At 63.2% G+C, this 25,281-nt stretch carries 24 protein-coding genes; 12 read left to right on the top strand and 12 right to left on the bottom strand.

Annotated elements, in window-relative coordinates:
* Positions 1 to 36: 36 nt before the first annotated feature.
* The gene (locus D1641_RS07235) at positions 37 to 678 is read right to left on the bottom strand and encodes a dihydroxyacetone kinase subunit L (RefSeq protein ID WP_160664158.1); all 642 of its coding nucleotides are present in this window, start codon (positions 676 to 678) and stop codon (positions 37 to 39) included.
* 18 nt (positions 679 to 696) lie between these two features.
* Entirely contained in the window at positions 697 to 1,689 is a 993-nt protein-coding gene (locus tag D1641_RS07240) for a dihydroxyacetone kinase subunit DhaK (protein ID WP_160664160.1), read from the bottom strand.
* Positions 1,690 to 1,922: 233 nt separating this feature from the next.
* On the opposite strand from D1641_RS07240, the gene D1641_RS07245 reads away from it, so the two are divergent.
* The 5 genes from D1641_RS07245 (at position 1,923) to D1641_RS07265 (ending at position 10,200) form a co-directional block, all read left to right on the top strand.
* Positions 1,923 to 3,365 carry an SWIM zinc finger family protein gene (locus tag D1641_RS07245; protein ID WP_160664162.1) on the top strand — a complete coding sequence of 481 codons (1,443 nt, stop codon included), beginning with the start codon at positions 1,923 to 1,925 and terminating at the stop codon, positions 3,363 to 3,365.
* Between the two features lie 23 nt (positions 3,366 to 3,388).
* A complete protein-coding gene (locus D1641_RS07250; protein WP_160664164.1) occupies positions 3,389 to 5,320 on the top strand; it encodes a hypothetical protein in 1,932 nt (643 codons plus the stop codon).
* 14 nt (positions 5,321 to 5,334) lie between these two features.
* Entirely contained in the window at positions 5,335 to 6,429 is a 1,095-nt protein-coding gene (locus D1641_RS07255; RefSeq protein ID WP_160664166.1) for an AAA family ATPase, read from the top strand.
* Positions 6,426 to 8,798 (top strand): DUF5682 family protein, encoded by a 2,373-nt coding sequence (locus tag D1641_RS07260; RefSeq protein ID WP_160664168.1) that lies wholly within the window; start codon positions 6,426 to 6,428, stop codon positions 8,796 to 8,798. Before D1641_RS07255 ends, D1641_RS07260 begins: the two co-directional genes overlap by 4 nt.
* Before the next feature lie 241 nt (positions 8,799 to 9,039).
* On the top strand, positions 9,040 to 10,200 hold the full coding sequence (locus D1641_RS07265) for a VWA domain-containing protein (protein ID WP_160664170.1): 1,161 nt from the start codon (positions 9,040 to 9,042) through the stop codon (positions 10,198 to 10,200).
* A gap of 47 nt (positions 10,201 to 10,247) precedes the next feature.
* Here D1641_RS07265 and D1641_RS19680 read toward each other — a convergent pair whose 3' ends face one another.
* A complete protein-coding gene (locus D1641_RS19680; protein WP_279285662.1) occupies positions 10,248 to 10,370 on the bottom strand; it encodes a hypothetical protein in 123 nt (40 codons plus the stop codon).
* Positions 10,371 to 10,464: 94 nt separating this feature from the next.
* On the opposite strand from D1641_RS19680, the gene D1641_RS19135 reads away from it, so the two are divergent.
* The 3 genes from D1641_RS19135 to D1641_RS07275 all read left to right on the top strand — a co-directional run bounded on the left by D1641_RS19135 (position 10,465) and on the right by D1641_RS07275 (position 11,278).
* A complete protein-coding gene (locus tag D1641_RS19135) occupies positions 10,465 to 10,641 on the top strand; it encodes a hypothetical protein (protein ID WP_201757280.1) in 177 nt (58 codons plus the stop codon).
* 78 nt (positions 10,642 to 10,719) lie between these two features.
* Complete coding sequence (locus D1641_RS07270) at positions 10,720 to 10,995, top strand: type II toxin-antitoxin system Phd/YefM family antitoxin (protein ID WP_160664172.1); 276 nt, start codon at positions 10,720 to 10,722, stop codon at positions 10,993 to 10,995.
* Positions 10,976 to 11,278 carry a type II toxin-antitoxin system RelE/ParE family toxin gene (locus D1641_RS07275; protein ID WP_160664174.1) on the top strand — a complete coding sequence of 101 codons (303 nt, stop codon included), beginning with the start codon at positions 10,976 to 10,978 and terminating at the stop codon, positions 11,276 to 11,278. Before D1641_RS07270 ends, D1641_RS07275 begins: the two co-directional genes overlap by 20 nt.
* Before the next feature lie 44 nt (positions 11,279 to 11,322).
* Here the strand turns inward: D1641_RS07275 and D1641_RS07280 are convergent, their stop codons facing one another.
* From D1641_RS07280 to D1641_RS07300, 5 genes are all read right to left on the bottom strand, one after another.
* Positions 11,323 to 11,808 carry an ankyrin repeat domain-containing protein gene (locus tag D1641_RS07280; RefSeq protein WP_160664176.1) on the bottom strand — a complete coding sequence of 162 codons (486 nt, stop codon included), beginning with the start codon at positions 11,806 to 11,808 and terminating at the stop codon, positions 11,323 to 11,325.
* Positions 11,809 to 11,838: 30 nt separating this feature from the next.
* Entirely contained in the window at positions 11,839 to 13,176 is a 1,338-nt protein-coding gene (locus tag D1641_RS07285) for a butyryl-CoA:acetate CoA-transferase (protein ID WP_160664178.1), read from the bottom strand.
* 74 nt (positions 13,177 to 13,250) lie between these two features.
* Entirely contained in the window at positions 13,251 to 13,394 is a 144-nt protein-coding gene (locus D1641_RS07290) for a hypothetical protein (protein ID WP_160664180.1), read from the bottom strand.
* Between the two features lie 20 nt (positions 13,395 to 13,414).
* On the bottom strand, positions 13,415 to 15,277 hold the full coding sequence (locus D1641_RS07295) for a DEAD/DEAH box helicase (RefSeq protein WP_160664182.1): 1,863 nt from the start codon (positions 15,275 to 15,277) through the stop codon (positions 13,415 to 13,417).
* Positions 15,278 to 15,359: 82 nt separating this feature from the next.
* Positions 15,360 to 15,875 carry a shikimate kinase gene (locus D1641_RS07300; RefSeq protein ID WP_160664184.1) on the bottom strand — a complete coding sequence of 172 codons (516 nt, stop codon included), beginning with the start codon at positions 15,873 to 15,875 and terminating at the stop codon, positions 15,360 to 15,362.
* Between the two features lie 145 nt (positions 15,876 to 16,020).
* Between D1641_RS07300 and D1641_RS07305 the strand changes: the two genes are divergently transcribed.
* From D1641_RS07305 to D1641_RS07315, 3 genes are all read left to right on the top strand, one after another.
* Positions 16,021 to 17,343, top strand: a complete 1,323-nt coding sequence (locus D1641_RS07305) for a Na+/H+ antiporter NhaC family protein (RefSeq protein WP_160664186.1) — start codon at positions 16,021 to 16,023, stop codon at positions 17,341 to 17,343.
* Positions 17,344 to 17,429: 86 nt separating this feature from the next.
* Positions 17,430 to 18,440 carry a GDSL-type esterase/lipase family protein gene (locus D1641_RS07310; protein ID WP_160664188.1) on the top strand — a complete coding sequence of 337 codons (1,011 nt, stop codon included), beginning with the start codon at positions 17,430 to 17,432 and terminating at the stop codon, positions 18,438 to 18,440.
* The gene (locus D1641_RS07315) at positions 18,437 to 18,913 is read left to right on the top strand and encodes a DUF4358 domain-containing protein (RefSeq protein ID WP_160664190.1); all 477 of its coding nucleotides are present in this window, start codon (positions 18,437 to 18,439) and stop codon (positions 18,911 to 18,913) included. The genes D1641_RS07310 and D1641_RS07315 overlap by 4 nt, the downstream gene beginning before the upstream one ends.
* 40 nt (positions 18,914 to 18,953) lie before the next feature.
* Here D1641_RS07315 and D1641_RS07320 read toward each other — a convergent pair whose 3' ends face one another.
* From D1641_RS07320 to D1641_RS07330, 3 genes are read right to left on the bottom strand one after another with little or no spacing between them, the layout of a single operon-like run.
* On the bottom strand, positions 18,954 to 19,976 hold the full coding sequence (locus D1641_RS07320) for a YwqG family protein (protein WP_160664192.1): 1,023 nt from the start codon (positions 19,974 to 19,976) through the stop codon (positions 18,954 to 18,956).
* A gap of 17 nt (positions 19,977 to 19,993) precedes the next feature.
* Complete coding sequence (locus D1641_RS07325; protein ID WP_160664194.1) at positions 19,994 to 21,085, bottom strand: metallophosphoesterase; 1,092 nt, start codon at positions 21,083 to 21,085, stop codon at positions 19,994 to 19,996.
* A gap of 19 nt (positions 21,086 to 21,104) precedes the next feature.
* Positions 21,105 to 22,772, bottom strand: a complete 1,668-nt coding sequence (locus tag D1641_RS07330; protein WP_347707397.1) for a nucleoside kinase — start codon at positions 22,770 to 22,772, stop codon at positions 21,105 to 21,107.
* 441 nt (positions 22,773 to 23,213) lie between these two features.
* Between D1641_RS07330 and D1641_RS07335 the strand changes: the two genes are divergently transcribed.
* Positions 23,214 to 24,011: a hypothetical protein gene (locus tag D1641_RS07335; protein ID WP_160664196.1), complete on the top strand. Its 798-nt coding sequence runs from the start codon at positions 23,214 to 23,216 to the stop codon at positions 24,009 to 24,011.
* Between the two features lie 60 nt (positions 24,012 to 24,071).
* Here the strand turns inward: D1641_RS07335 and D1641_RS07340 are convergent, their stop codons facing one another.
* Positions 24,072 to 25,196 carry a hypothetical protein gene (locus D1641_RS07340; RefSeq protein WP_160664198.1) on the bottom strand — a complete coding sequence of 375 codons (1,125 nt, stop codon included), beginning with the start codon at positions 25,194 to 25,196 and terminating at the stop codon, positions 24,072 to 24,074.
* Between the last annotated feature and the right edge of the window lie 85 nt (positions 25,197 to 25,281).

Genomic DNA, 25,281 nt, shown 5'->3' on the forward strand with positions numbered 1-25,281 from the left:
TGGAGTGTGGTATCCCGCATTTTTTAGAAACTTTGTTTACAGGGTATCCAGGCCCCGCTTCAGGCCCTGGATCATATACATCCCGGCCACGGCGCCCTGGTCGGCCACGCCGACGGCCTTGGCGGCAAAGACGGCGGCCTTGCCGAACTTGGGGGTCATGGACTTGGTGGCCTCCACCCCCTGGGCCGCCCCCTCACAGGCGGCGGCGATGACGGCGGCCAGGTCGCCCCCCGCTTCGGCGGCCTTCCGGGCGGCCTCACCGGCGGGGGAGACGGCGTCCAGAATAGTCCGGTCTCCCAGCTGGCACTTGCCCCGCTTCTGGATGCCGGCGGCGAAGGCGGTGAGGTAGACGGCCAGCTCGGAGGGGCCCAGCTCCGCCTTGCCCTTGAGGGCCTTGCCTCCCTCCATGATGCCGCTGGACATCAGAGTTCCCATAGTGGAGGGGACCACGCTGGACATCTTCATGCCGGCCTTCATCAGGGTTTTGCCCGCGTCGCCGGTCTCCATGTTCTCCTGGAGCAGGCCGGGCAGAGCCCCGTAGCCCTTGTCCATGGTCAGGCCCAGGTCGCCGTCGCCCATGTTGGCGTCCATCTCACACAGCTCCTCTTTCTTTTCGGCAAAGACGGCGGCCACCCCCTGGAAGAGGGCGGGGAGCTGTTCACAGGTGATGATATTCATAGTGTTGTCCTCCTTGCATTACACCTGGGTGTAGAAGGGGGTGTGGACAGGCATGTCGATCCACTGCTTCATCTCGTCTCCGGACATCTTGCAGATGGAGATGGAGGCCCCCGCCATCTCCATGGAGGTGGCATACTCGCCCACGAAGGTGCGGTAGGTCTTGATGCCCTTCCCGTCCAAAAGCTTGCGCACGCTGCCGCTGAGGATGTACAGCTCCTCGATGGAGGTGGCTCCCAGGCCGTTGATGAGAACGCAGACCTCCTCGCCGGCGGCGATGGGCATATCCTTCAGGATGGCGTCCAGCGACTCCTGGGCCAGCTCGTCGGCGGTCTTGATGGGGCCGGTCCATACACCGGGCTCGCCGTGGATGCCCATGCCCATAGCCATCTCTCCATCGGCCAGGGTGAAGTTGGAGTGGCCCACCTCGGGGATGATGCAGGGGGTGAGGGCGAAGCCCACGGTGCGGGTGTTGTCCTTGGCTAGCTGGGCGGCGGCCAGGACCTCGTCCAGGGTGCCCATCTGGGCGGCCTTGGCCCCGGCGCACTTGTACATGAAGAAGATACCGGCCACGCCCCGGCGTGTGGCGGGGTCGGCGTTGGAGATGACGTCGTCAGCGCCCACGATGGAGCGGGTGGGGATGTCGTCCATGTCGCACATCTCGGCGGCCATGTCGAAGTTCATGATGTCGCCGGTGTAGTTGCCGTAGAGGTACAGGACGCCGGCGCCGGCCTCCACCTCCTTGGAGATGTTGTAGATCTGCTCGGCGGAGGGGGACTGGAACACGCTGCCCACGCCGCAGCCGTCCAGCAGGCCCTCGCCCACGTAGCCCAGGAAGAGGGGCAGATGCCCGGTGCCGCCGCCGGTGATGATGGCCACCTTGCCCGGCTTCTTCTCAGCGACACAGTAGCAGCGCAGATCGTCCGCGGCGTATTTCACCTGACTGTGGGCGGCGTAGATGCCCTGGAGCATATCGTCGGTGTAGGCCTCGGGCGCGTTAATAATTTTTTTCATGGGAGAACCTTCTTTCTGCAAAAATCTTACCAGTCCGCTCTGGCTGACAGGACAGCCCTGATGCTCCTGATTATACCTGTTTTTTTCGGGGGCTTCAATCTTTTTTTGCTGGATTTTCGCATAAAAATTCCGCCCTTCTGTTCTAGATTTGCGGCCCAAGAATGGGATTGCCTTTTTCCTTGTATATATGTATAATTTTCTTGACAGACAAATACCTGGAAGGGAGTTTTACCATGGAACTGACCGAGCAATTCATTCTGCTTCAAGCCCCCAACCCTGCGGCGGCGGAGAATGGGCGGAAGCTGTCCAAAAAGGGGAGCTTCTCTGCCCTTCACCGCACGGAGGACCGCACTCTGTACTGGGCGGACTGCGCCGGCAGCGGCAAAACGCCCTACCGGGTATCGGTGGACTGGACCGTTCCTGATGCGCCGGTGTGCCGCTGCTCCTGCCCCAGCCGGCAATTCCCCTGCAAGCACGCCCTGGGGCTGCTGTTTGAGCAGCTGTCCGGCAGGGATTTTGCGGTGGCGGACATCCCCCAGGACATCGCGGACAAGCGGGCCAAACAGGCGGTCCGGGCGGCCAGGAGGGAGGCCGGGGAGGGAGAGGCCCCCAAGCCCAAAAAGCCCAACGCCGCCGCCCAGAAGAAAAAGCTGGCCAAGCAGCTGGAGGGGCTGGACATGGCGGAGAAGATGGTGAACGACCTGCTCTCCTCCGGCCTGGGGTCGCTGGGCGGGACCACAGCCCAGACCTTCGACAAGCTGGCTAAGGATCTGGGCAGCTGCTACCTCACCGGACCCCAGACCGCCTTTACCCGCATCGCCCTGGCGGTGCGCACCGTCCAGAAGGAGCCGGACCGGGCGGAAGAAGCCTATGCCGAGGCACTGCGGATTTTAGTGGCCCTGCGCTCCACCATCAAGAAATCCCGGGTGTTCCTCCAGAACAAGCTGGAGGCGGGCAGCTTCTCTCCGGAGGACTCCGTCCTCTTTGAGGCCCTGGGAGGGGTGTGGAAGCTGGAGGACCTGCGGGCCATCGGCTCTTTCAAAGAGAATGCCCGGCTGGTTCAGCTGTCCTTCGACGTCTCTTTTGACCAGGCCAGGAAGGAGTATGTGGAGCGGGGCTGGTGGATCGACCTGGACGGCGGGGGCATCTTCCAGACCAGGAACCTGCGCCCCATGAAGGCGCTGAAATATGTGAAGGGGGACGACAGCCGCTTCGACCTGCTGGAGATTCCCGCTCTGTACATCTACCCTGGGGAGGGGGACCGGCGGGTGCGCTGGGACAGCGCCTCCACCCGGCCCCTGACGGCGGAGGAGCGGGCCGCTCTGCCTGGGCTGGCCCAGCCCAGCCTGGCAGCGGCGGTGAAGCTGACCAAGGGGACCATCAAAAACACCCTGGCGCCCAAGTTTTTGGCGGTGCTGGTGCCTGTTGGACAGCTGGGCAGAGTGGGGGAGAGCTTTGTGCTGGAGGACCCCGCCGGAGAGCGGATCATTCTGCGGGACCGGCCTGAAGACGGGGCGGACCACGCCTGCACCTCCCGGCTGGCCATGTTCCCGAGGGAGGTTCCGGCGGGCAGCGCCCTGTTCGGGTTGGCGTTCTATGACGAGAGGGACCGCTCCCTCTGCCTGCACCCGTACAGCGTGGTCATGCCGGAGGAGATCATCCGGCTGCTGTTTTGAAATGGATAACGGAGGATTCTGATATGAATTTACAGCCTCTTTATGATGTAAAGGAGCGGCTGGAAGCCGCTGCCATTGCCGGCACCGGCCTGCTGGGCGAGGACTTCCGCCTTCAGCGGGCGGCGGAGGGCTTAAAGCCTCTGGCCGGGGCGAGCCCGGTGTTCGCGAAGATCGACGGCGGGCTGACGAAGCTGCTGTCCGCCCCTGCCGAGGCGCGGTCCGGCCTGCTTCTGGACACCCTGGCACTGGTGGATGCGGTGGTCTACACCCAGGGCTCCGTTGGGCTGGAGGGTAGGCTTACCCCTCTCCCCGTGGGCGGCGGCTCCTATCGGCAGGCGTCCTGTGCCCAGCTACAGCCCCTGCTCACCGCTCTCACCACCACTGGCGGCGGGCGGATGGAGACCATCAAGTCCGCCTGGGACAACCACCCCGAGCTCTTTGCCGATTTCCGGGTTCTGCCCGCCCTGGTGGCCGGCTTGGGGGACAGCTATGGGGAGATTGCCGACCAGAATGGGAGGATTCTGCGAAGCTCCGGCCCCGCTGCCGTCCCTGTTTTGAAGGAGGGCTTTGACCCCGCTGGGGGCAAGGCTATGGCCCGGCGGGTCCAGGTGATGGAGGAGACTGCCGGGGCGGCGGAAAACGACTGGTATCTGGAGCAGCTTTCCCAGGCGAAGAAGCCGGTGCGGCAGGCGCTGATTTTTGCCCTGCGGCACGACCCCGCCAACGCCCAGATACTCGCCGGTCTGTGCCAGACGGAGAAAAAGGAGTGCCAGCGGGCCGCCCGGTTTGCCCTGGCCCGGATGGAGACGGAGGAGTCCCGGGCGTATTGGGAGGCCCTGGCGCAGAAGGACCTGGGGGGAGCGCTGGAGGCCATGCGGCAGTCCTCCGCCGGGACGGCCACCGACCTGACCGCCGGGTGGTTCCTCCAGATGGCGGAGCGGGTCAGGGAGAATCCCAATATGCCGCTGGACGCCAAGGCCTTCGGCCTGCTGGGCCGCCTGCGCACCGCTATGAAGTGCAAGACCGGGTCCAAGGTCTGTGATGCCTTCCGGGCTGCCGCCAATCTGGGCGCCGCCCTGGACCGGGACTACGCCTATGAGGAGAACGGCAGAGCAAAGACAGAGCCCATGCGCTTCTATTGCAGGGGCGCCACCACCGACCCCGACTCCCAGCGGTATTTCAGCGCCGCCATGCCCTTCACCCTGATGCGCTCCATCCAGTTAACCCGGGACAGCGGCCTGTGCGCCCTGGCCGGGGAGCTGGCCGAAGCCCACGGCGGCGGGTGGATTGCCCCCGCCCTGTGCGCCGCCCTGCTCACCCAGGACAGCGCGGCGGCGGGACAGAGAGCGGAGGAGCTGCTGCGGCCCAAGTTCAAGCTGTTCGGCAGAAAGGACTCAGACACCAGAGTCATTCTCCAGGATGTGCTGTGGGGCCTGTGCTGGAACAATAGCCGTTATGAATACAGGATCTACGCCAACGACCCGGCCAACAATATCAAGACCTTTTTCGACCATGAGAAGCATCCGGTGCTCACCCAGGAGCTGGACCCGGTGTGGTTCGAGCTGCTCATGGAGCTGGGCGGGCTGGATGCCGCGCTGATGAACCTCCTGCGGCCCATGGAGCATCCGGTGATGGACAAGGTGGGGAAATACCTCTATCTCCGGGCCACACGCGGCAAAAATTCCGGCGGCTTTATGCAATATGTCCATGCGCTGACCCAATGCGGCTGGAAGGACTGGGACGGGTTCGTTGTCAAATACGCCCAGGCCCAGGGGGAGGTTTCATACTACTCCATTCAGACGATGTTGAACGAGCTGCCTGTCCCTGGGAAGGAAAAGGCGGCTCAGCTCAGGGCGGTCAATGACCTGGTGGGAGCGAAAAGGCTCAAGGCCCAGTACGGGAGATGGCCCGACGCCCAAATCAAGCAGGTCATCGCCCAATGGGAAAACGAATAGAGGAGTGAACGACAATGGCAGAGAAAAATGTACAGCGCCTCCCGGCGGAGGAGCTTTTCCAGCGGGAGATTGACGCCCTCATTTCGGCGGAGACCGACCCCATCCCCACCGGCTGGCGGATGTCCCCCAGGTCGGTGCTTACCTATATTGAGGGCGGCGCCACGGTCAAGGGGGTGGACATCACCCCCAAGTACATGGGCAACAGGCGGCTGGTGGAGATTGCCATCGCCACCCTGGTGACTGACCGCGCCCTCCTCCTCATCGGCGAGCCGGGCACGGCAAAGTCCTGGCTCAGCGAGCACCTGGCCGCCGCCGTCAACGGCGACTCCACAAAAGTCGTTCAGGGGACGGCGGGCACCACCGAGGAACAGATCCGCTACTCCTGGAACTACGCCATGCTCATCGCCAAGGGCCCCTGCCCCGAGGCCATGGTAAAGAGCCCCGTCTACCGGGCCATGGAGACGGGCTCCGTGGCCCGCATTGAGGAGATCTCCCGCTGTGCCAGCGAGGTCCAGGACGCCCTGATCTCTATTCTGTCGGAAAAGCGGCTGTCCGTCCCCGAGCTGGGGCTGGAGGTGCCCGCCCAAAAGGGTTTTTCGGTGATTGCCACCGCCAACACCCGGGACAAGGGGGTAAACGACATGTCCGCCGCCCTGAAGCGCCGGTTCAACATCGTGGTTCTGCCCACCCCCGCCGACATGCAGACCGAGATGGACATTGTCCAGACCCGGGTGGCCCAGCTGTCCGCCGGCCTGGACCTGAACGCCCGCCAGCCGGAGCTGGATACGGTGGAGAAGGTGGTCACCATCTTCCGGGAGCTGAGAGGAGGGGTCACCCTGGACGGCAAGCAGAAGCTGAAAACTACCTCCGGGGTGCTGTCCACCGCCGAGGCCATCTCCCTGCTGGCCAACTCCATGGCCCTGGCCGGCAGCTTCGGAGACGGCTCCATCGCTCCGGGTGATCTGGCCGCCGCCCTCCAGGGGGCGGTGGTGAAGGATGAGGACAAGGACAAAATTTCCTGGAAGGAGTATCTGGAGAATGTGATGAAGAAGCGGGGCTCCGCCTGGCTGCCCCTCTACCGGGCCTGCCGGGAGCTGAACGGAAAATGAGTCATCCAACATTTTTCGGAGTGCGCCACCTGTCCCCGGCGGCGGCGCACCGCCTGAGAGAGGCCCTGGACGCGGCCAGGCCGGAGCTGGTGCTGGTGGAGGGCCCCAGCGACTTGAACGGCCAGATGGAGTGGCTGTGCCACCCTGAGACAAAATTTCCAGCCGCCATCCTGGCCTACACCAAAACGCCGCCGGTGCGTACCGTGCTGTGGCCCTTCGCCGTCTACTCCCCGGAGACACAGGCCATTTTGTGGGCCTATGAGCACGGGGTGGAGTGCCGGTTCATGGACCTGCCCTCGTCAGTGTTTCTGGCGTTCCGGGAGGCGGAGGAAATGTCTGTAGGGCGCGACGACCCCGGCGCGCCGCAGAAGAAGGACTCCGACGCGCCTGTAGGGGCGGATAATATCCGCCCGCAGGATACCACCGGGAGCGCCGGGGAACGGGCGGATGATATCCACCCCTACACAGAGGACCCCGCCCAAACCACCGAATCGGTCTACAAGCGCCTGGAGACCCTCACCGGGGAGGACCACGACACCTTCTGGGAGCGGAACTTCGAGCAGGCGGAGGACTATCAGGCTGCCGCCAACGCCTTTGGCCGGGAGCTGCGGGCGGCGGAGGAGGACGGACCCCGGGACAGGGCGGAAACGGTGGTCCGGGAGGCCTACATGAAGCGGGTGATCTGCCAGGCTGTGGACGCCGGCATTTCCCCGGAAAAGATTTTCTGCGTCTGCGGGGCCTTCCATGTGGCGGGACTGGAGGAGAACGCCCCCATGACCGACGGGGAGGAGGCCTCCCTCCCCCGGGCGGACACCACCGCCACCCTGATGCCCTACTCCTACTACCGCCTGTCCACCCGGTCAGGCTACGGGGCGGGGAACAGGGCCCCGGCCTACTTCGAGCTGCTGTGGGATTCCCTCAACGCCAGGGGGCTGGAGGAGGTCCCCTACCGCTACCTCACCCGGCTGGCCGCCGCCCACCGAAAGGCGGGGAACCTGGTGTCCTCCGCCGAGGTCATCGAGGCGGTCCGCCTGGCGGACACCCTGGCGGCCATGCGGGGGAGCCGGTATCCCGCTCTGGCCGACCTTCGGGACGCCTCGGTCACCGCCATGGGCCACGGGCAGTTCTCCGAGCTGGCTTTGGCGGCGGCGGACACCGAGATTGGCAAAAAAATCGGCTTCCTCCCCCAGGGGGTGGCCCGCACCAGCGTGCAGGAGGACTTCTACCGCCAGCTGAAGGAGCTGCGGCTGGAGAAATTCCGCACGGCTGAGCTCCAGCGGCTGGACCTGGATCTGCGGGAGAAGCTGAATGTCAAGTCGGAGGCGGCCGCTTTGGGCGATCTGCGCCGGTCCTTCTTCCTCCACCGCCTGCGGGTGCTGGGGGTCCACTTCGCCGCCCTCCTCCCCTCCCGGCAGGAGGGGGCCAGCTGGGGGGAGTACTGGGAGCTGCGCTGGACCCCGGAGGCGGAGATTGAGATTGTGGAATCCGCCCTTATGGGTGACACCATCCAGGGGGCGGCGGCCTTTGCTCTGAAGGAGCAGGCGGACAGCAGCACCTCTATCGGCCAGGCCGCCGCGATTTTTCAGGACGCCTTTCTGTGCGGGATGCCCTCTGCCGCCAGGCACGCTCTGTCCGTCTTGCAGGGGCTGGGGGTGGACGCGGCCGCCATTGCCGACGTGGCGGACACCGCCTCCCGGCTCAGCCTGGTGGTGCGCTACGGCGACCTGCGGCGGTTTGACCCGGAGCCGGTGATCCCCCTTGTAAAGCAATTATACCTGCGGGCCTGCCTCACTCTGGCGGGGGCCTGCGTCTGCGACGTCAAGGCCGCCCCGGCGGTGACGAAGGCCATGGATCAGATCAATGCCCTCCAGCTCAGCCACGACTTCCTGGAGGAGGACCGCTGGCTCTCACTGCTGGAAGAAATTTCCGACCGGGACGACCTGAACACCCGATGCTCCGGCTTCGCTATGGCCATTTTGCTGGAGCGGGGAAAGGCGGACGAGGAGCTCCTCGCCCGGGAGGTGGCCCGGCGGCTGTCCCCCGGCGTGCCCGCCGACCTGGGGGCGGGGTGGTTTGAGGGGCTTGCGGGAAAGAACCGCTACGCCCTCATTGCCCGGCTGTCCCTGTGGCGGCAGCTGGACGGCTACCTCAGCACCCTGGACGACGAGACCTTCCGCCGGGCGCTGGTGTTCCTCCGCCGGGCCTTCGCCGGCTTCTCCCCCAAGGAGAAGAACGACATTGCCGAAAACCTGGGGGAAATCTGGGGAGTGACACCCCAGCAGGCAGCGGAGGTGCTGATGAACGACACGACAGAAGCCGAACAGGAGATTTTAAACAGCCTGTCCGACTTCGACTTTGACGATATTTAGAGGGAACGCTTGTAGGGGCGCACATTGTGCGCCCGCGAATCCAGGCAGAGGATTCCCTGCGTAGGGGCCGACGACCCGGCGGCCCGCTGTTTCGGCGAATCTGCCCCGGTAGAGAGGCGCGCCGAGTCGTCGCGCCCTACGTAACGGCCATGTGTAAGGGCGGATAATATCCGCCCGCAGGGCAAAAAGGGGAACGGGCGGATGATATCCGCCCCTACAGACAACATTGCGAGGTGATTCTATGTCGCAACAGGAACAGCTCTCCCGTTGGCGGCTGATTTTGGGGTCGGAGACCCAGGAGTCTTTCTCCGGGATGGGGGGCATGTCCCTGTCCCAGGAGGAGCTGCTGATGGACTCCGCCCTGGGGGCCATCTACGGCGGACCGGGGGAGAGCTTCGGCGGCTCCGGCGGGGGCGGGGGGAAGGGACCCTCCTCCCCCCACATCTCCAAGTGGCTGGGGGACCTGCGGTCCCTCTTTGATCCGGAGACGGTGGCGGTGGTGCAGAACGACGCCATTGAGCGCAAGGGCCTGAAGCAGCTCCTCCTGGAGCCCGAACTGCTGGAGGGGCTGGAGCCCGACCTGAACATGGCCTCCACCCTGCTGATGCTCAAGGACCAGATTCCAAAGAAGTCCAAGGAGTCGGCCCGGGCCTTTATCCGGAGGATTGTAGAGACGATTAACAAAATGCTGGAGAGCGACGTGCGCCGGGCGGTGACCGCCGCCCTGAACCGCCGGGCCCACTCCCCGCTGCCCTCCGCCTCCGCCCTGGACTTTCCCTATACGATTCGGAGAAATTTGAAGAATTATAACCAGGAGCTGGGGACAATTATTCCAGAGCGGGTGTGGTTCTTCGACCGGGCCAGCCGGGTCAACCGCTGGAACGTGATTTTGGACATTGACCAGAGCGGTTCCATGGGCCAGTCCATCCTCTACTCCTCGGTGATGGCCTGTATTCTGGCCTCCATGTCCGCCGTAAACACCCATGTGGTGGCCTTCGACACCCAGATTATGGACCTGACCCCCCTGTGCGCCGATCCGGTGGACCTGCTCTTCGGCTTTCAGATGGGGGGCGGCACTGACATTGCCAAGTCCATCGCCTACTGCCAAAGCCTGGTGGAGGTTCCGGCCAAGACCCTGTTCTTCCTCATCTCTGACCTGGAGGAGGGGGGCAACCGGGCGGGCCTGCTCCGGCGGCTGGAGGAGATGAAGGACTCGGGGGTGACGGTGATTGTCCTGCTGGCCATCGCCGACGGGGGAAAGCCCTACTACGACGCCCAGACCGCCCAGCGCATTGCCGCGATGGACATCCCCTGCTTCGCCTGCGCCCCGGAGCGGCTGCCTGAGCTGCTGGAGCGGGCGCTGAAGGGTCAGAGCCTGGAGGGATTGGCAAAGCAGGCATAAAAGGAGGCGGGCACGGCCTGTCCGTACCCGCCTCGGGTCCACATATTTTATGCGGCGGCGGCCGCCAGCTCCTCCTGGGCCTCCCGCTCGTTGTCAGCGGAGAAGCAAAACCGCCCCGCCCAGTCGTAGACCTCTACATGTCCTCTTACCCATACAATGTTATACTCCATAGCGTCTTGCTCCTTTCTTGTATTGTAATCACAGTATACAAGAGGAGAAGTCCCATAAACCGGACTTTTGTCCGGCCCGGAGGAGGGAATTTTATTGGACACCATCTTTTACACGGTCCGCTCCATCAACGGCGATTATGCTGATTTAGTCACGGACGGCGGCCAGGAGCACTCCATTACTATGTTCCTGCTCCCTGAGGGCGTCACCGTGGGAAGCAGGCTCAAGCTGGAGAATTTTCAGTGGGAGCTGGTATCAGAAAATTTCAGCTGACAGTGCTGAGCAAGAAAATTCCACTTGAATTATTGTACAGAATAATGTTATAATAATGTACAAGAAGGGGGTGCCGGAATGCCGCAAATCAGACCGATTACAGATCTGCGTAATACCAATGAAATTTCAGAGATTTGTCATGCGTGCTCAGAGCCGATTTTTATTACAAAAAACGGCTATGGAGACCTGGTGGTCATGAGCATGGAAACCTATGACAGCATGGTCGGAATTGCCGAAACAGACGCGGCCATTGCCGAGGCTGAGGCGGAATTTGAGCGTGATGGGCAGCTTTTTGACGCGAAAGAGATGTTGACATCACTGAGGAGGAAACACCTTGGAACAGTACAGCGTTAAGCTGTTGGGACGTGCGCGGCGGGATTTGGATGGAATCTATGCCTACATTGCAAAAGCTCTGCTGGAACCGGAGACCGCCATATCCCTGGTAGAGAAAATTGAGGCGCAGATTCTCTCACTGGGCTCAATGCCCTATCGCTGCCCGGAGCGGAGAAGAGGGGCCTATGGCAATCGGGGATATCGAGAACTGATGGTGGGAAATTATACCGCCATTTATCGAATTGATGAGGTTGAAAATCAGGTTATTGTGGTAACAGTCCGTTATTCCCGCAGTAATTTTTAACGAAACCAGAATAAAATCCCGGCCTTGCGGCCGGGATTTTCCTTCTATTTGGACCAATTTTTTAGATAATCAGCAATAGGCCCCGGAGCAAGATACTTGGCGTTCTGCCGGGCACTGGGGCGGACCTCCCCGTCCCGTTCATCCGGGTCTGCGCCTGCGTCTAAAAGCAGCTTGACCATTTCAAAGGCCCGGTCGTAGGAGTGGGTCTGGGCGGCGTACATGGCGGAGCAGAGCAAGCTGCGACCATCGAGTTTGACGTCTGCTCCCCGCTTTAGGAGCTCCCGCAGGACCTCAACCTCACACGCTTGAGTGGCAAAAAACAGGTCGGAGCACCCCGCGTGATCCTTGTGATTTACGTTGTCGTAATGCTTCAGCAATTCCAGTGCGTCCTGGGTCTGGTGAAGGAGAATTGCGTATGTAAACTCTGTCCTGCCGAAGTCATCCTCGGGCAGGGGACCAAGCGCCTGAGACTGCGGCTCGGTTTTGGGGAAAAGCTTTTTCATTGCGGCTTTGAAGCTTTTGTTGTCCATATGGCCTCCCTGCAAGCAAGGACGAATAATTTACTTATTGCTCCTTCTCCAGATGTGCATTTTCTCGGCGTCCTGGATGAGCTGCTCCCGGAAGTCGGGGTGGGCGATGCCGATGAGGGCCTCGGCCCGCTCCCAGGTGGACAGGCCCTTCAGGTTGACCATACCGTATTCGGTGACGATGTACTGCACGCAGGACCGGGGGTCGGTGGCGATGGAACCGGGGGTGAGGGTGGGGACGATGCGGCTCTTGAGGGAGCCGTCCTTGCCGGTGACGGTGGAGGACATGCAGATAAAGCTCTTGCCGCCCTTGGACAGGTAAGCGCCCATGACGAAGTCCAGCTGGCCGCCGGTGCCGGAGATGTGCTTCAAACCGGCGGACTCGGCGTTCACCTGACCGAAGAGGTCCATGTCGATGGCGTTGTTGATGGAGATGAAGTTGTCCAGCTGGGCCAGCACCCGCACGTCGTTGGTGTAGTCCACAGGGGCGGCCATGACGGCGGGGTTGCGGTTCACATAGTCATAGAGCTTCTGGGTGCCGGCGGCGAAGGCGTAAACCTGCCGGCCCTTATCCAGGGCCTTGTTCCGCCCGGTGAGCTTGCCCGCCAGGGCCATGTCCACAAAGCCGTCCACATACATCTCGGTGTGGACGCCCAAATCCTTCAGATCGGACTGGGCGATCATGGAGCCCACGGTGTTGGGCATTCCGCCGATGCCCAGCTGGAGGCAGGCCCCGTTGGGGATCTGCTCCACGATCAGTTTGGCCACCGCCCGGTCCACGTCGGTGGGCTCTCCGCCCCCGCCCAGCTGGGCCACGGCGGGGTTGTCGCCCTCGACAACATAGTCCACATCGGCGATGTTGATCTCACAGCCGGTGAGGCCATAGACCCAGGGCAGGTTCTGGTTGACCTCCAGGATGATGACCTTGGCCCGGTCCAGCATGTCGGCCAGGTGGGAGGCGGCCAGGGCGTAGCTGAAGTTGCCGTGGCTGTCCATGGGGGTGACCTGGATCATAGCCACATCCACCGACACGTTTTCCCGATAGAACCGGGGCAGCTCGGAGTACCGCATAGGGGAGAAGAAGCCCATCCCCTTGGAGATAATCTTCCGGTCCACGCCGGAGCAGTGCCAGGAGTGCCAGGTGAAGTGGTCCCCGGCGTCGTCAGCCTTGGCAATCTCAGGCATCCACATGGTGACGCCGCCCCGGACCTTTACGTCGGTGAGCTCGTCCTTCCGGGCGGCCAGAGCGCGGTCCAGGGCCACAGGGTGGTTGGTGCACCAGCCGTAGTCCACCCAGTCGCCCGACTTGACGGCCTTGACGGCCTGCTCGGGGGTGGTGAGCTTCTGCTGGTAAAGGGCTTGATAATCCATGATGATCTCCTCCATATCTATAATCGTATCCTTTTGAGATGGGGCCGGCTCTTCGGCCCCGATTCCTCCTATTTCTAACCTGTAGAGAAAACGTATACGGTAATAAGCTTCTTAACCTCTTCCGCCGTGTAGGTCTGCTGTGCAGGGTTTTCATCGACGATGTGGCACAGGTCGAGCGCCATTGCTTTCCGGGTATCCTGCCGCTCAGCTTCGGTCATGACTTTCGGCCTCCTTTCTTTTATCTTCCAATGTCCAGATAATAGGGCTTCATCAGACTGGCCTGCTCGGTAGAGTCCTTGGGCTGGTTCTTCCTGGGGGGCTCGGGGGGCGTCCGGCGGTCCCGGCGGGGGGGCCTGGAGGACGCCTTCTTTTTGGAGGGCTGAAGGGCGGGCGCGGCCTTCTTTGGGGACTCCGCCTTGACCTTGGCCGCCTTTTGGGGTTTTGTCTTTTGGGGCTGCTCCGCCTTGGCGGGCTTGGGCTGCCTTGTCTTTTTCGGCGCGGCCTGCTGCTTCTTCGGGGGCGCTTCCGGAACGGGCCGCCTGGGGGCCAGCAGCCGGGCGGTGGCGTCCATGATGACGTCGCTGTCCAGGGGGCTGGGGCGGTGGAACTCGGTGTTGGGCATGGCGTCGCCGGTGTCCATCAGGGTGCCGGGGCGGACGCCCCGTTTAGGTGCGGAGGGGGGAGTGGGCAGATAGTCGAAGGCGTCTTCCTCTTCCTCCGCGGGGGCGGCGGGGCGGAGGATGACCTCCTCCGGGAGAGCCCCGGTTTTCTTCTTCCGACGGCGCTTCTTCTTGGGCTCCGCCGGGACGGCCTGCTCAGGCGGAGCGGTCCTTTGTTTGACCTGGACCGCCTGCCCGGCCAGGCGCCTGGCCTCCTCCCGGGCCCGGCGCAGCTCCTTGGCGGCCTGACGGGCCTCCTGGTCCTCCTCATTGATGATTTTGCCGTTTTTGTCCCGCTTGGGGGCCTCAAAGACCTGCATGGGGTAGGGGTGGTCCTCCACCAGGGGGACCTTTTTGCCGATAAGCTTCTCGATGTCCCTGAGGAGGGGCTTCTCCCCGAAGTCGCAGAAGGCGATGGCCTCGCCCCCCCGGCCCGCCCGGCCGGTGCGGCCGATGCGGTGGACATAGGTCTCGGGAACCTCGGGGAGGTTGTAGTTGAACACGTGGGACAGCTCCTCGATGTCCAGCCCCCGGGCGGCGATGTCGGTGGCTACGAGACAGCGGAGCCTGCCCGCCTTGAAGTCGCTCAAGGCCTGCTGCCGGGCGGTCTGACTCTTGTTGCCGTGGATGGCAGCGGCGGAGATGCCCAGCCGCCCCAGGTCCCGGGCCACCTTGTTGGCCCCGTGCTTGGTGCGGGTGAACACCAGGGCGTTTTTCACCTGCTTGCGCTCCATCAGGTGGGCCAGAAGATGGGTTTTGTTCCCCTTGTCCACCAGGTAGACGGATTGGCGGATCACCTCCACCGGGGAGGAGATGGGGTCCACCGCCACCTTGACGGGGTTTTTCAGCAGGGAGTTCACCAGGTCGGTGATCTCCGGAGGCATAGTGGCGGAGAAGAACAGGGTCTGCTTCTTCTGGGGCAGCCACTTCAAAATTTTCCGCACATCGTGGATAAAGCCCATGTCCAGCATCCGGTCGGCCTCGTCCAGAACGAAGATCTCCAGGGCGTCCAGGGAGATGAAGCCCTGATCGTGGAGGTCCATCAGCCGGCCCGGGGTGGCCACCAGGATGTCAACTCCCCTTTTCAGGGCCTCCACCTGGGGGTTCTGGCCCACCCCGCCGAAGATGACGGTGTGGCGCAGCTTGAGATATTTGCCATAGGCATCGAAGCTCTCACCAATTTGGATAGCCAGCTCCCGGGTGGGGGTGAGGATGAGGGCCCGGATGGGCCGCTTGGAGGCGCTGACCGCCTCCAGACGCTGCAAAATGGGGGCGGCGAAGGCACAGGTCTTGCCCGTGCCCGTCTGGGCGCAGCCCAGCACGTCCCGCCCCTGGAGGGCGGGGGGAATGGCCTTCTCCTGAATGGGGGACGGCTTGGTGTAGCCCTGCTCCTCCAGGGCTTTCAGGATGGGGGCGTTCAGCCCCAGGTCACGAAACTGCATTCAAAACTTCCTTCTTTTCATTCGCGGCGGACGTGCCCGTCCGGCGCGGCCCGCGCCTTTCCCTGCGGGCTGGGGTGTTGATTCAGCGGGGCAGGCCGCACTCCTTCAGCGCGGTCTGCACCAGCTGGGCCGTCTGGTCCAGGGGCTGGCCCGGAGGGCAGTCCACAATCAGATCGGCATATTTGCGGTAAAGGGGGTCACGGAGGGCCAGCACGTCGGCCAGGGTCTGGCCCGGCTCCATGGCGATGCCCCGCTGGGACAGATTCCGGATGCGCCGCTCCAGCTCCTCCAGGGGGACGTTCAGATAGACCACCGGCCCCAGGCCGCTGAGGTGCCGGGCGGCCCCCTCCCGGCACATGGCGCTGCCGCCCGGAGCAATCACCGTATGGCGGCAGTCCAGCGTGAGTACCGCCTGCTCCTCTACGTCCAGGAAGGCGGCGGTCCCCCGCCGGTCCAGGATCTCCTGGAGCAGGGCCCCCTCCCGCTCCTGGATAATGAGATCCACGTCCAAAAAGCCCATGCCCAGCGCCTTGGCCAGCAGGACGCCAATGGTGCTTTTGCCGGAGCCCGGCATTCCTGTGAGGATGATGTTGTCCAAACGTATTCCCAGCCTTTACATACAAACTCAATGATAGTATACCACAGGGCGGAAAAAAAGAAAAGGGGGAAGGGGGCGAAAAAGAGGTGACAAACCGGGGCGGAGATGGTACAATCCCCCATAGACTGAAAATGGGGGATAAGGCATGGAGCTGTTGGCGGCGTTTGGGGTATTTCTGGCCTGTGTGGCGGGCTGTATGGTGAAGGGGGTCTCTCTGGGCTGGGCGCTGGGGGCGGGCTTTGTCTGTTTTTTCGCCGTGGGAGTCCGGCGGGGGACGCCAGCCCCGGCTTTGATGAGGATGGCGGCGGGGGGGATGGTCACCTCCCTGAAGGTGTTGCGCATTCTGCTGCTGCTGGGCCTGCTCACCGCCCTGTGGCGGGCCGGGGGGACGGTGGCCTTTTTTGTCTGGGGCGGCACCCGGTTCATCACCCCCGCCACCTTCGTACTGGTGGCCTTTGTGCTGTCCGCCGTGTTCAGCCTGGCCTTCGGCAGCTGCTTCGGCGTGGCGGGGACGGCGGGGGTCATCCTGATGACCATCGCCCGCAGCGGCGGAGCCAGCCTGCCGGTAACGGCGGGGGCCATTATGTCGGGCATCTATTTTGGAGAGCGGCTGTCTCCGGCCTCCTCCTCCGCGGCCCTGACGGCGGCGGTGGCCGGCGTGGATCAGCACGGCTTCCAGATGCGGATGTGGAGGTCCACCCCTGTGCCGCTGGCACTCACCCTGGTCCTGTACGGGGTGCTGTCCGTGCTGTACCCCATCCAGGGGGTGGACGCCCGAATCCTGGCCTCTCTGGAGGAGGGCTTCGTCCTCACCTGGCCCGCCGCCCTGCCCGCCTTGGCGCTGCTGCTCCTGCCCTGGCTGAAGGTGAGCGCTGTGGCCGCCATCGCGGCCAGCTGTGCTCTGTCCGCCGGATGCGCCCTGCTGGTTCAGCGCATCCCGCCGGCGGAGCTGCTCCGGGCCTGTGTCCTGGGCTACCGCCCCGCCCGGCCCGATCTGGAGGAGCTGATGTCCGGAGGCGGGCTTGTCTCCATGGCCTCGGTGTGCGTGATTGTGATTTTGTCCTGCGCCTACTCCGGCATGTTCAACGGCACCGGCCTGCTGGACCCGGTGACCGGCCGGTTCGGACAGCTGGCCGGGCGGTTTGGCCTGTTTGCCGCCCACGCCGCCGCCGCGCTGGGGTGCAGCGCTTTGTTCTGCAACCAGACGGTGGCTATCGTGATGAACGCCCAGCTGATGGGGGAGGAGTATCGGGACCGGCCTGCCATGGACCTGGCGGAGAATATTGGAAACTCCTCCATCAACCTGCCGGGGCTGGTCCCCTGGGCTATCGCCTCCAGCGTTCCCCTCGCCGCTATGGAGATGGGGGCCGAGGTGCTGCCCCTGGCCTTTTACCTCTATCTGCTCCCCCTGTGGTGCTGGGTGAGGAGCGGCAGGAACAGGCAAAATTGTAACGGTTTTGTCACTTGAATTTTGAGAAAAGTGTGGTATCCTGAATAGGAACCATTTCGACAGCGCTTGACAGCATACAAGTCTGTTATGGGGGTGTTTTTGGAATGTCAGGCAGCTATAAGGGGAAACATGCTGCCCACTCCAGGCAGATCATTCTGATATTGGCGATTGCGGCCGCGGTAGTCCTGGCGGCGATTGCGGCGATGGCCTGGGCCCACCGCCCTGCCGCCGCCGGTCCGGACAGCCCGGCGGGGAATATGGTCCAGCGGACGGATGGGAGCGTCAGCTCCGGCTCGATCAGCGGGGGCGGCTCCGCCCTCAGCCCTGATTCCGCCAGCGGTTCGGTCTCCGGCCCGGCGGCCGGCCAGTCCCAGGAGGCGCCTCCCGATCCGCCCGAGGCGGAGCCCTACGATTTCTCCCAGCCCGCCCCCCAGGGCGAGACGGTGGACAACAGCTATTTTCAGGACGCCGCCTTTGTGGGCGACTCCCGGACCGACGGCTTTATGCTCTACAGCGGCATCGGCGCCGGCAAGAACCTGACCTCCAACGGCCTGTCTATCTTCAAGCTGGCGGAGAAGAAGGCCCTCACCATCGGCGGAGAGAAATACACCCTGCTGGAGGCACTGGCCCTGGAGGAGTATGGCAAGGTTTATCTCTCCCTGGGGGTCAATGAGCTGGGCATCTATAAGGACAACGCCTTTTATGAGAGCTACTGCGCCGCCATCGACCAGATCAGGGCGGTGCAGCCCAACGCCGTTATCTACATACAGGGCCTCATCCCCCTGAACGAGGGGCAGATCAGGCAGGCCAACGGCAACAAGTACAACCTGACCAACGACCACCTGCGGGTGTACAACGACCTGATGAAGCGGGCGGCGGAGGAGAAACAGGTGGTCTATCTGGACCTGTACGGCGAGTTTGTGGATGAGAACGGCGAGCTGCCCGAGGGGGTCAGCCGGGACGGGGTCCATCTGGTGAAGGACGCCTGCAAGCAGTGGCTGGAGTACCTCAAGACCCATACGGTGGATTTTGACGTGCTGTACCCGGACGGCCCGCCCGTCGTAGAGAGTATTGCTCCGGAACAGACGCCGGAGGATGGGAGTGGACAAGCATGAAAAAACTGATTGCGGCCGCGCTGGCCCTGACTGTGGTGCTGGGCCTGACTGCCTGCGCCAAAGAGGGAGACAACGATGCTCCGCCCCTGTATGGAACTTTTCATGTGGCGGCCATGGCGGAGGCGGGCGCCTTCTCCGAGGAGCTGGAGGAGCTGGACGCAGACACCGCCTTTCTCCTGTATAAGCTGGCCGACTACGGCCTGGCCCGGGAGGATTTGAAGGAGTGCGCCGTCCAGCGCTCCGCCGGAGCCACCTGCGAGGAGGGGGCGGTGCTGGTGTTTACCAGCGCGGACAAGGCCAAGACCGCCAAGGGGGCGCTGGAGGACTACGTCCAGGGCCAGATCGACGCCAACACCGACTACCGCCCCGCCGAGATTCCCAAGCTGGAGGAGGCTCTGGTGGATGTGCGGGGGGAGACCCTGCTGCTGGCGGTGGCCAATGACCTGGAGGCGGCAAAGGAAGCCGTAAAGTAAGAGCAAAATCCCGCGGGCCTGACCCGCGGGATTTCTGTTTCTATGTACACGCCCACTGGGCCAGCACCCGGGAGAAATCCCGGTTTTTTAAATCCTCTGCCCGGATCAGCAGGTTCAGCGAGCCAAAGCCGCCCAGGTACAGGTCCATATCCCCGATGTCCCCCGCCGGGTAGTCGCAGTCATCGTCGTCCAGCTGGAAGAGGAGGATGTCCCAGGCGGTCCGGGCCAGGGCCTTTTGGACCGCCTCCGGGGAGATGTTGTATTTTTTTAGCGACTCCTCCGTCATGCCCCGGTAGGGGTTTTCCCGGGGGTCGGACTGGTAATACCGGGGGTGCCCGCCGATTTTACAGCCGCCACGCTCCAGCCGCTTCTCCAGTCGGTCCACCGGCTCCCGCTCCTCGGGGGCCTCCGCGTACAGGGGCATGAACTCCCGCGGGTCGGCGTCGGGCAGGCGGGCTTTCAGGGCGGCGGCAAACAGCTCGTCGAAGAGATACTCCTCATTCCCCACGCCCTCCACCTCCACAGGCAGGAAGTCCACTTTCAGGGGCACGTTCGGACAGCGCCATAGGTCAATGTCCCCATTCTCAATGTCCTGCAAATCGAACTGGTGGGGCGGGCGGGGCATGTTCTTCTTGCTGGCCTCCGCCCAGGGGACGGCCATCTTGGCCTCGCACTCCTCCATAGTGACGGTCCCGTCCACCTCCGGATAGTAGGCGATCTTCCAGTCGTCCTGGGGCGTGCCGTCGCCGTCGTCCTCGCCGCACAGGCCGAAATCGTCAATGCCCCAGTCGGACAGAAACACCTGTAAAATGCCCGACTCTGGGAAGCCCTCCATCCGGGGCATCTGGGCAAAGTTGATCTGAGCGCACAGCCAGAGCTGGCTTCCGTCCTCGTCTGTGGGGATCTGCCCGTCATGGGGGACGTAGGGCGTGCCGCCCAGATGGCTGTCCGCCACGCCGAAGGGCTCCCGGCTGAGGTGGAGGCGGCACACGGGCCGCCGGCTTTCCGCCTGAATTTGGTCCACGAGCTCCTGACAGAGCTGAATCTTTTCCAGATTGGTCATACAATTTTCCTCCTGAATCAGATGCTGGACAGCCGGCCGAAGTACCAGCCGGTGGCCCCGTCCTTTTTACACAGCGCGCCGTTGTGAATCCGCCGCACCACCGCCAGCCGGTCCCCGGGGGAAACAGGCAGCCGGTAGTCGGTGGAGTCCTCGCACCACAGCCGGTCCCCGTCCCGGCGCAGGAACTCGGTGAGGACATACAGGGTCTTGCCCGTCTCCAGGTGGCGGCACAGTGACAGCTCCTCCCCCTCCGCCAGCAGCTCCAGGCCGGAACGGCCCCAGCGGATGTTCAGCGGGAAGGCGTTGGGCTTCTGGGGGTCCAGGGCGACGGCGGTGGGCAGGCCGTCCCAGGAGGTCCAGGAGAAGTCCTCACTGTCCTCCGAGGGGAGCATCAGGGCGTTGAGCTGGCCGTCCAGCTTGAGCACGCAGCCTCCGTCGATGGAGATGATCCTCCGGTCCCGGGTGAAGATCGGGGCGGCGGAGGGGATGTGCTCGTCATAGAGGGTGACGGGCCAGTGGCCTACGATGAGCCACTTTCGGAAGCTGTGCCCCTGGCTGAGGAAGTCGTCGTTCTTCATGCATCGCCACCGCTCCAGCTCCTCCATCCCCTCCAGGGAGGGCACACCCCCGTGGACAAAGACCAGGTGCTCCGTCTCCAGCACGGTGGGCAGAGCCTTGAGCCAGGCCCACTCCTCCGGGAAGGCCGCCCGCAGGTCGGCCCGCAGCCTGGGCAGGTCGTCCAGCTGCTCGAAGCCCCCCTCCCGGGCCAGCTGACGGAGGGCGGACTCCGGGTGCCGGGGGAGATAGGAGGAGAAGAAGCGGTCGTCCATCCGGTCGGTCTCAAAGAAGTTGAGGACCAGCTCGTCGCAGTTGCCGCACAGGGGGTAGAGGGTGTGGGTTTTGGACATGTCCATCAGCAGGCGCAGCAGGGGCAGGCTGTCCCGGCCCTTCTCCAGCATATCGCCCACCAGGACCAGAATGTCGTCGGGAGTGAGTGCCACCTGCTCCATCAGGGCCTGAAAGAAGGGGAGGTTGCCGTGGATGTCGCTGACGGCGATGATCCGCCGCCCGGGCGGGAGGGCGGGGCGGGTGACAAGGGCTTTTTCCATAATGGGAGCGTTCCTCCGGTCATACGTTGTAGATGCCCCCGCCGATGAACTCCCGCATGAGGGAGGTCTTGGGGACGTCATCCGCGGGGATGGCAAGGAAGTAGTTCAGGAACTTGAGCAGCCGCTTGGCCTCGAGATACTCCTCGCTGTCCCGGGGGACGCCGAAGAGCAGGGGCTGGACATAGGGCTTGAGCAGGGCGGTCTCATAGATCAGGGCGGAGTTGAAGATCACGTCGGCGCTGTCCTGGAAGGGGAAGATGTTGTTCTCCTCTCCCCGGCGGACCGAGGGCCACATCTTGATGGTGGCCTGGGCGCTGTGGCCCCGGGTGCGGGCGTCCCGCTCGATGCGCCGCAGCAGGCGGGCGTCGGTGGTGGGGATGCGGTTGTGGTCGTCGATGTTCAGGGTGGTGAGGCAGCTGATATAGATTCTGTATTTGCTCTCCTTGGGCAGGGAGTGGGTAAACTGGTCGTTGAGGCAGTGGATGCCCTCAATGACCAGCACGTCACCCTCCCCAAGAGTGAGGAAATTCCCGTTGTACTCCCGCATGCCCTTCTTGAAGTTGAAGGTGGGCAGCTCCACCGTCTCGCCCTTCAGCAGCCGGGTCATGTCGGTGTTGAACTGCTCCACATCCATGGCCCCCAGGCCCTCAAAGTCATAGTTGCCGTTTTCGTCCCGGGGGGTCCTGTCCCGGTCCACGAAGTAGTTGTCGGTGGCGATGGGATGGGGGTGCAGGCCGCAGGCCCGCAGCTGGGTGGACAGCCGGTGGGAGAAGGTGGTCTTGCCCGAGGAGGAGGGCCCGGCGATCATGACAAAGCGGACCTCCTTCCGGGAGGCGATCTCGGCGGCGATGTCGCCGATTTTCTTCTCCATCATGGCCTCATGGGCCAGGATGAGGGGGGTGGCTCCGCCGGTGGAGACGGCGGTGTTCAGCTCTGCCACGTTGGAGGCGCGCAGCGCCTGGGAGCGCAGGGTGGAGGAGGAGAGCTCCTTGAATACCTTCAGGGAGGGCTTGAAATCTCCCAGGTGTTCGGGGTCCTTCTGGGTGGGCAGGCGGAGGATGAAGCCGTTTTCAAACAGCTCCAGGCCGAAGCACTTCACATAGCTGGTGTCCGCCACCATATAGCCGTAGAAATAGTCCACAAAGCCGTCCAGGGAGTAGACGTTGACCCGGGAGTTGATCCGGAAATTGAACAGCTCCGCCTTGTGGACCAGCCCGGCCTGGCGGAAGAGCTCCACAGCGTCGTCGGTGCTGATGGACTGCTTCTCAATGGGGATGGCCGCGGCGGACAGCTCCCGCATCCGCCCCTCCACCCGGTTCAGCAGGTCCTGGTCCAGGGTGAAGCTGCCCCGGGCCAGGCAGAACAGGGCGCTGCTCAGGGAGTACTCCACGCTCAGCCGCTCCACGTTTTCCCGGCCAGCCACATCGTAAAAGGCCTTCAGCATCAGAAAGACCGCGCTGCGCTCATAGGTCTGGATGCCGGGCTTGTCCTGGGCGGTGACCATTTTCAGGGAGCAGTCACGGTCCAGGAGCTTGTGCAGCTCACAGAGCTTCCCGTCCCGGTTGACCAGCAGGATATCGTGGGAATACCGCGGCTGGCAGTCCGCCGCAATGGCGCGGTAGGACGTCCCCTGGGGGTAGGAACGGACCTCGCCGTCTATGGTGACCTTCAGCATTTTCTTTTCCATGATGATGCCTCCTCTATATTAAGAAGCTGTACCAATAGCCTCAGCACCCAGCTTTGCGGCCAAAATTGCCGCTAGCCCCGTTGAAAAATCTTGAAATACACAAAGTATTCCCGCGATTTTTCGCCTTGCCACCGGCAATTTTGCCTCGCGAATCTGAATACTTCGGCTACTGGTACGGCTTCTAAGCTTGCCCCGCCGGAGGGGGCTGTCAGGTTTTCTAAATGTCCGCCTCTATCATACGATATTTTGGAGGAAAATACAAGTGCGATTCCGCGCCGGACCAAAATCAGCTGCCTCTCTGTGATGGCCTCTTTTTCCGCCCATTTTGACCATGGTCCGCAGCGCACCGGCGCCGGGAAAAATTTTCAGGAACCTATTGCGCCGGGAAAGAAGATGGATTATAATTACACTGTAACATTGTTAAGAAAGGAGTGACCGCAAATGTCGGCGATTGGAGCCTTTGGAAGCTACAGCAGCATGAGCGGCTACTATTCTCTCTATCAAAATAGAAATGCCAGAGGGGCAAACCCCACCGGCACCGAGGCGGTAAGCCCGGTCTCCCGGGCTGAGACCACGCCGGTCCAGCCGGTGAGCAGGGTGGCCCCGGTCCACCGCGGGGCGGCCCAGGCCGTTCCGGAGGAGCAGGCGTCTCAGTTCCCCACCCTGCGGGAGGGGGCCGACCCCGCCGAGATGGCGGTGCGGGCCCGCATCCGCCATCTGGACGGCGAGGCGGAGGAGCTGGAGAACAAGCTGCTGGGCTGGGACCAGTCCAAGGGGCTGGAGAAGCTCTTAAAGGGGAAGGAGGCCGAGAACGGCGTGAAGCTCCCCTGGGAGAAGGAGGAGGCCGACCCGCTGAAGGCCGGCCAGGAGGAGGCCAAGAGCCCTCAGGAGGTTATGGAGGAGTCCGAGTGCCAGACCTGCAAGAACCGCAAGTATCAGGACGGCTCCGACGACCCGGGCGTCTCCTTCAAGACGGCCACCAACATCGCGCCCGAGCAGGCCGCCGCCGCTGTCCGGGGACATGAGCAGGAGCACGTGGTCCGGGAGCAGGCCAAGGCCCGGCGGGAGGACCGGAAGGTGGTCAGCCAGTCGGTGACCATCCACACCGATATTTGTCCCGAATGTGGGGATGTGTACGTCTCCGGCGGCACCACCCGCACCACCACCAAGGCCAACCCGGTGGAGGAGCCCAAACAGGCGGATGACGGGAAGAAATCCGGCTTTGAGACCTTTGTGTGAGCGTGATCCGGGACATTAAGAAGCCTTATTAAGGGAAAGAATGGAAAAAAACAGCCGGTCCTATTGGACCGGCTGTTTTTTTCGATCTGTGATGGAGACAGACACAAAGGAAACCAGAAATACCCCCGCAAGCCAGAGCCCGCCCCGCATTGCGATATCGGCGAACTCATTCACCTTTCCGTGGCGGTACATATCCAGGATGAAGCTGGTGTCCAGGTCGTACCCCGCCGCCTCCATGGCGTGGAGCATCCGGGCCTCCTCTGGGGCGTCCACAGAGCGCAGCTTGCCGGTGTACAGCTCCTCCGGCTCCCCGAACAGAAAGGCGCAGTCGTCCAGGTAGACGCACAGATAGGTTCCGTCCTCCAGGGGCTTCAGATAGTAGCCGCTGTTATAGGTGCCGCCCCACAGAAGCTGCCAGAGCCGGTCCAGGACGTTGGGGTCCCGGGGGAGGACGCGGTAGTCATCAAAGCCCTGAAAGGTCCGGCTGGAGCGGCGGCCCGGGCTGTAGTGGATGCGGCGGTTGGACTGTTCCCCGTCCCGCAGGCGGGCCAGGGGGCAGGGAATCAGTCCCTCCGGAGAGACGGTGGCCGGGGCATTGGCCAGGATAAGGGCATGAATATCCTCCCGCGTCTGGACTGTCTGCACACTCGCGCCGGGCCGCTGGCCCTGCTCTGTGCCGGCCTTGAGGCCCAGGTCATAGACCCAGCTGGTGGGCAGGGCGAACACCACCAGGAGGGACAAAATTGCCAGCAGATAGAAGGCGATCCGCCCTGGCAGGCGGCAGACCTTTTCCTCCCGGGTCATGGGAGGAACAATAGAGTCGATGTCCACCTCGGGCAGACCGGCCTGCCTCAGCCACTGGGCCAGCTGTTTGGCCTGGACACAGCAGAACTCAAACTGCCCGCCGTCCCGGGTGAGGATGGTCACAGAGGGGAACTTGAGGCGGGTGCCCCGCTGATAGCCCCGCAGCTCCTCCAGCGGCCAGTTAAAATTTTCCATCCCGGTGGGGAAGTGGGCGCAGAATACCCGCTGGTCGGTGACATAGACTTTGGTGGATTCCGAGACCTGGTGGACACGGGGGGACAGAGAGTCACTTTTACCGCTGTAGTTATACCTTTCGTGCCAGTAGGTCATATGTCCCCCGCCGATGAGGGTCTCGCCGGGGAGGAGCTGAAATTTTGCCATAGGGGATATGCCTCGTATAATAAGATTTGCAGATGATTTAGAGTGGATCTGCTTAGTCCACTTTTGGGTCAACAGGCTTAGAGAT

Origin of the sequence: Colidextribacter sp. OB.20 (genome assembly GCF_009911595.1) — a bacterium.
In the GTDB taxonomy this organism is placed as follows: domain Bacteria; phylum Bacillota; class Clostridia; order Oscillospirales; family Oscillospiraceae; genus Lawsonibacter.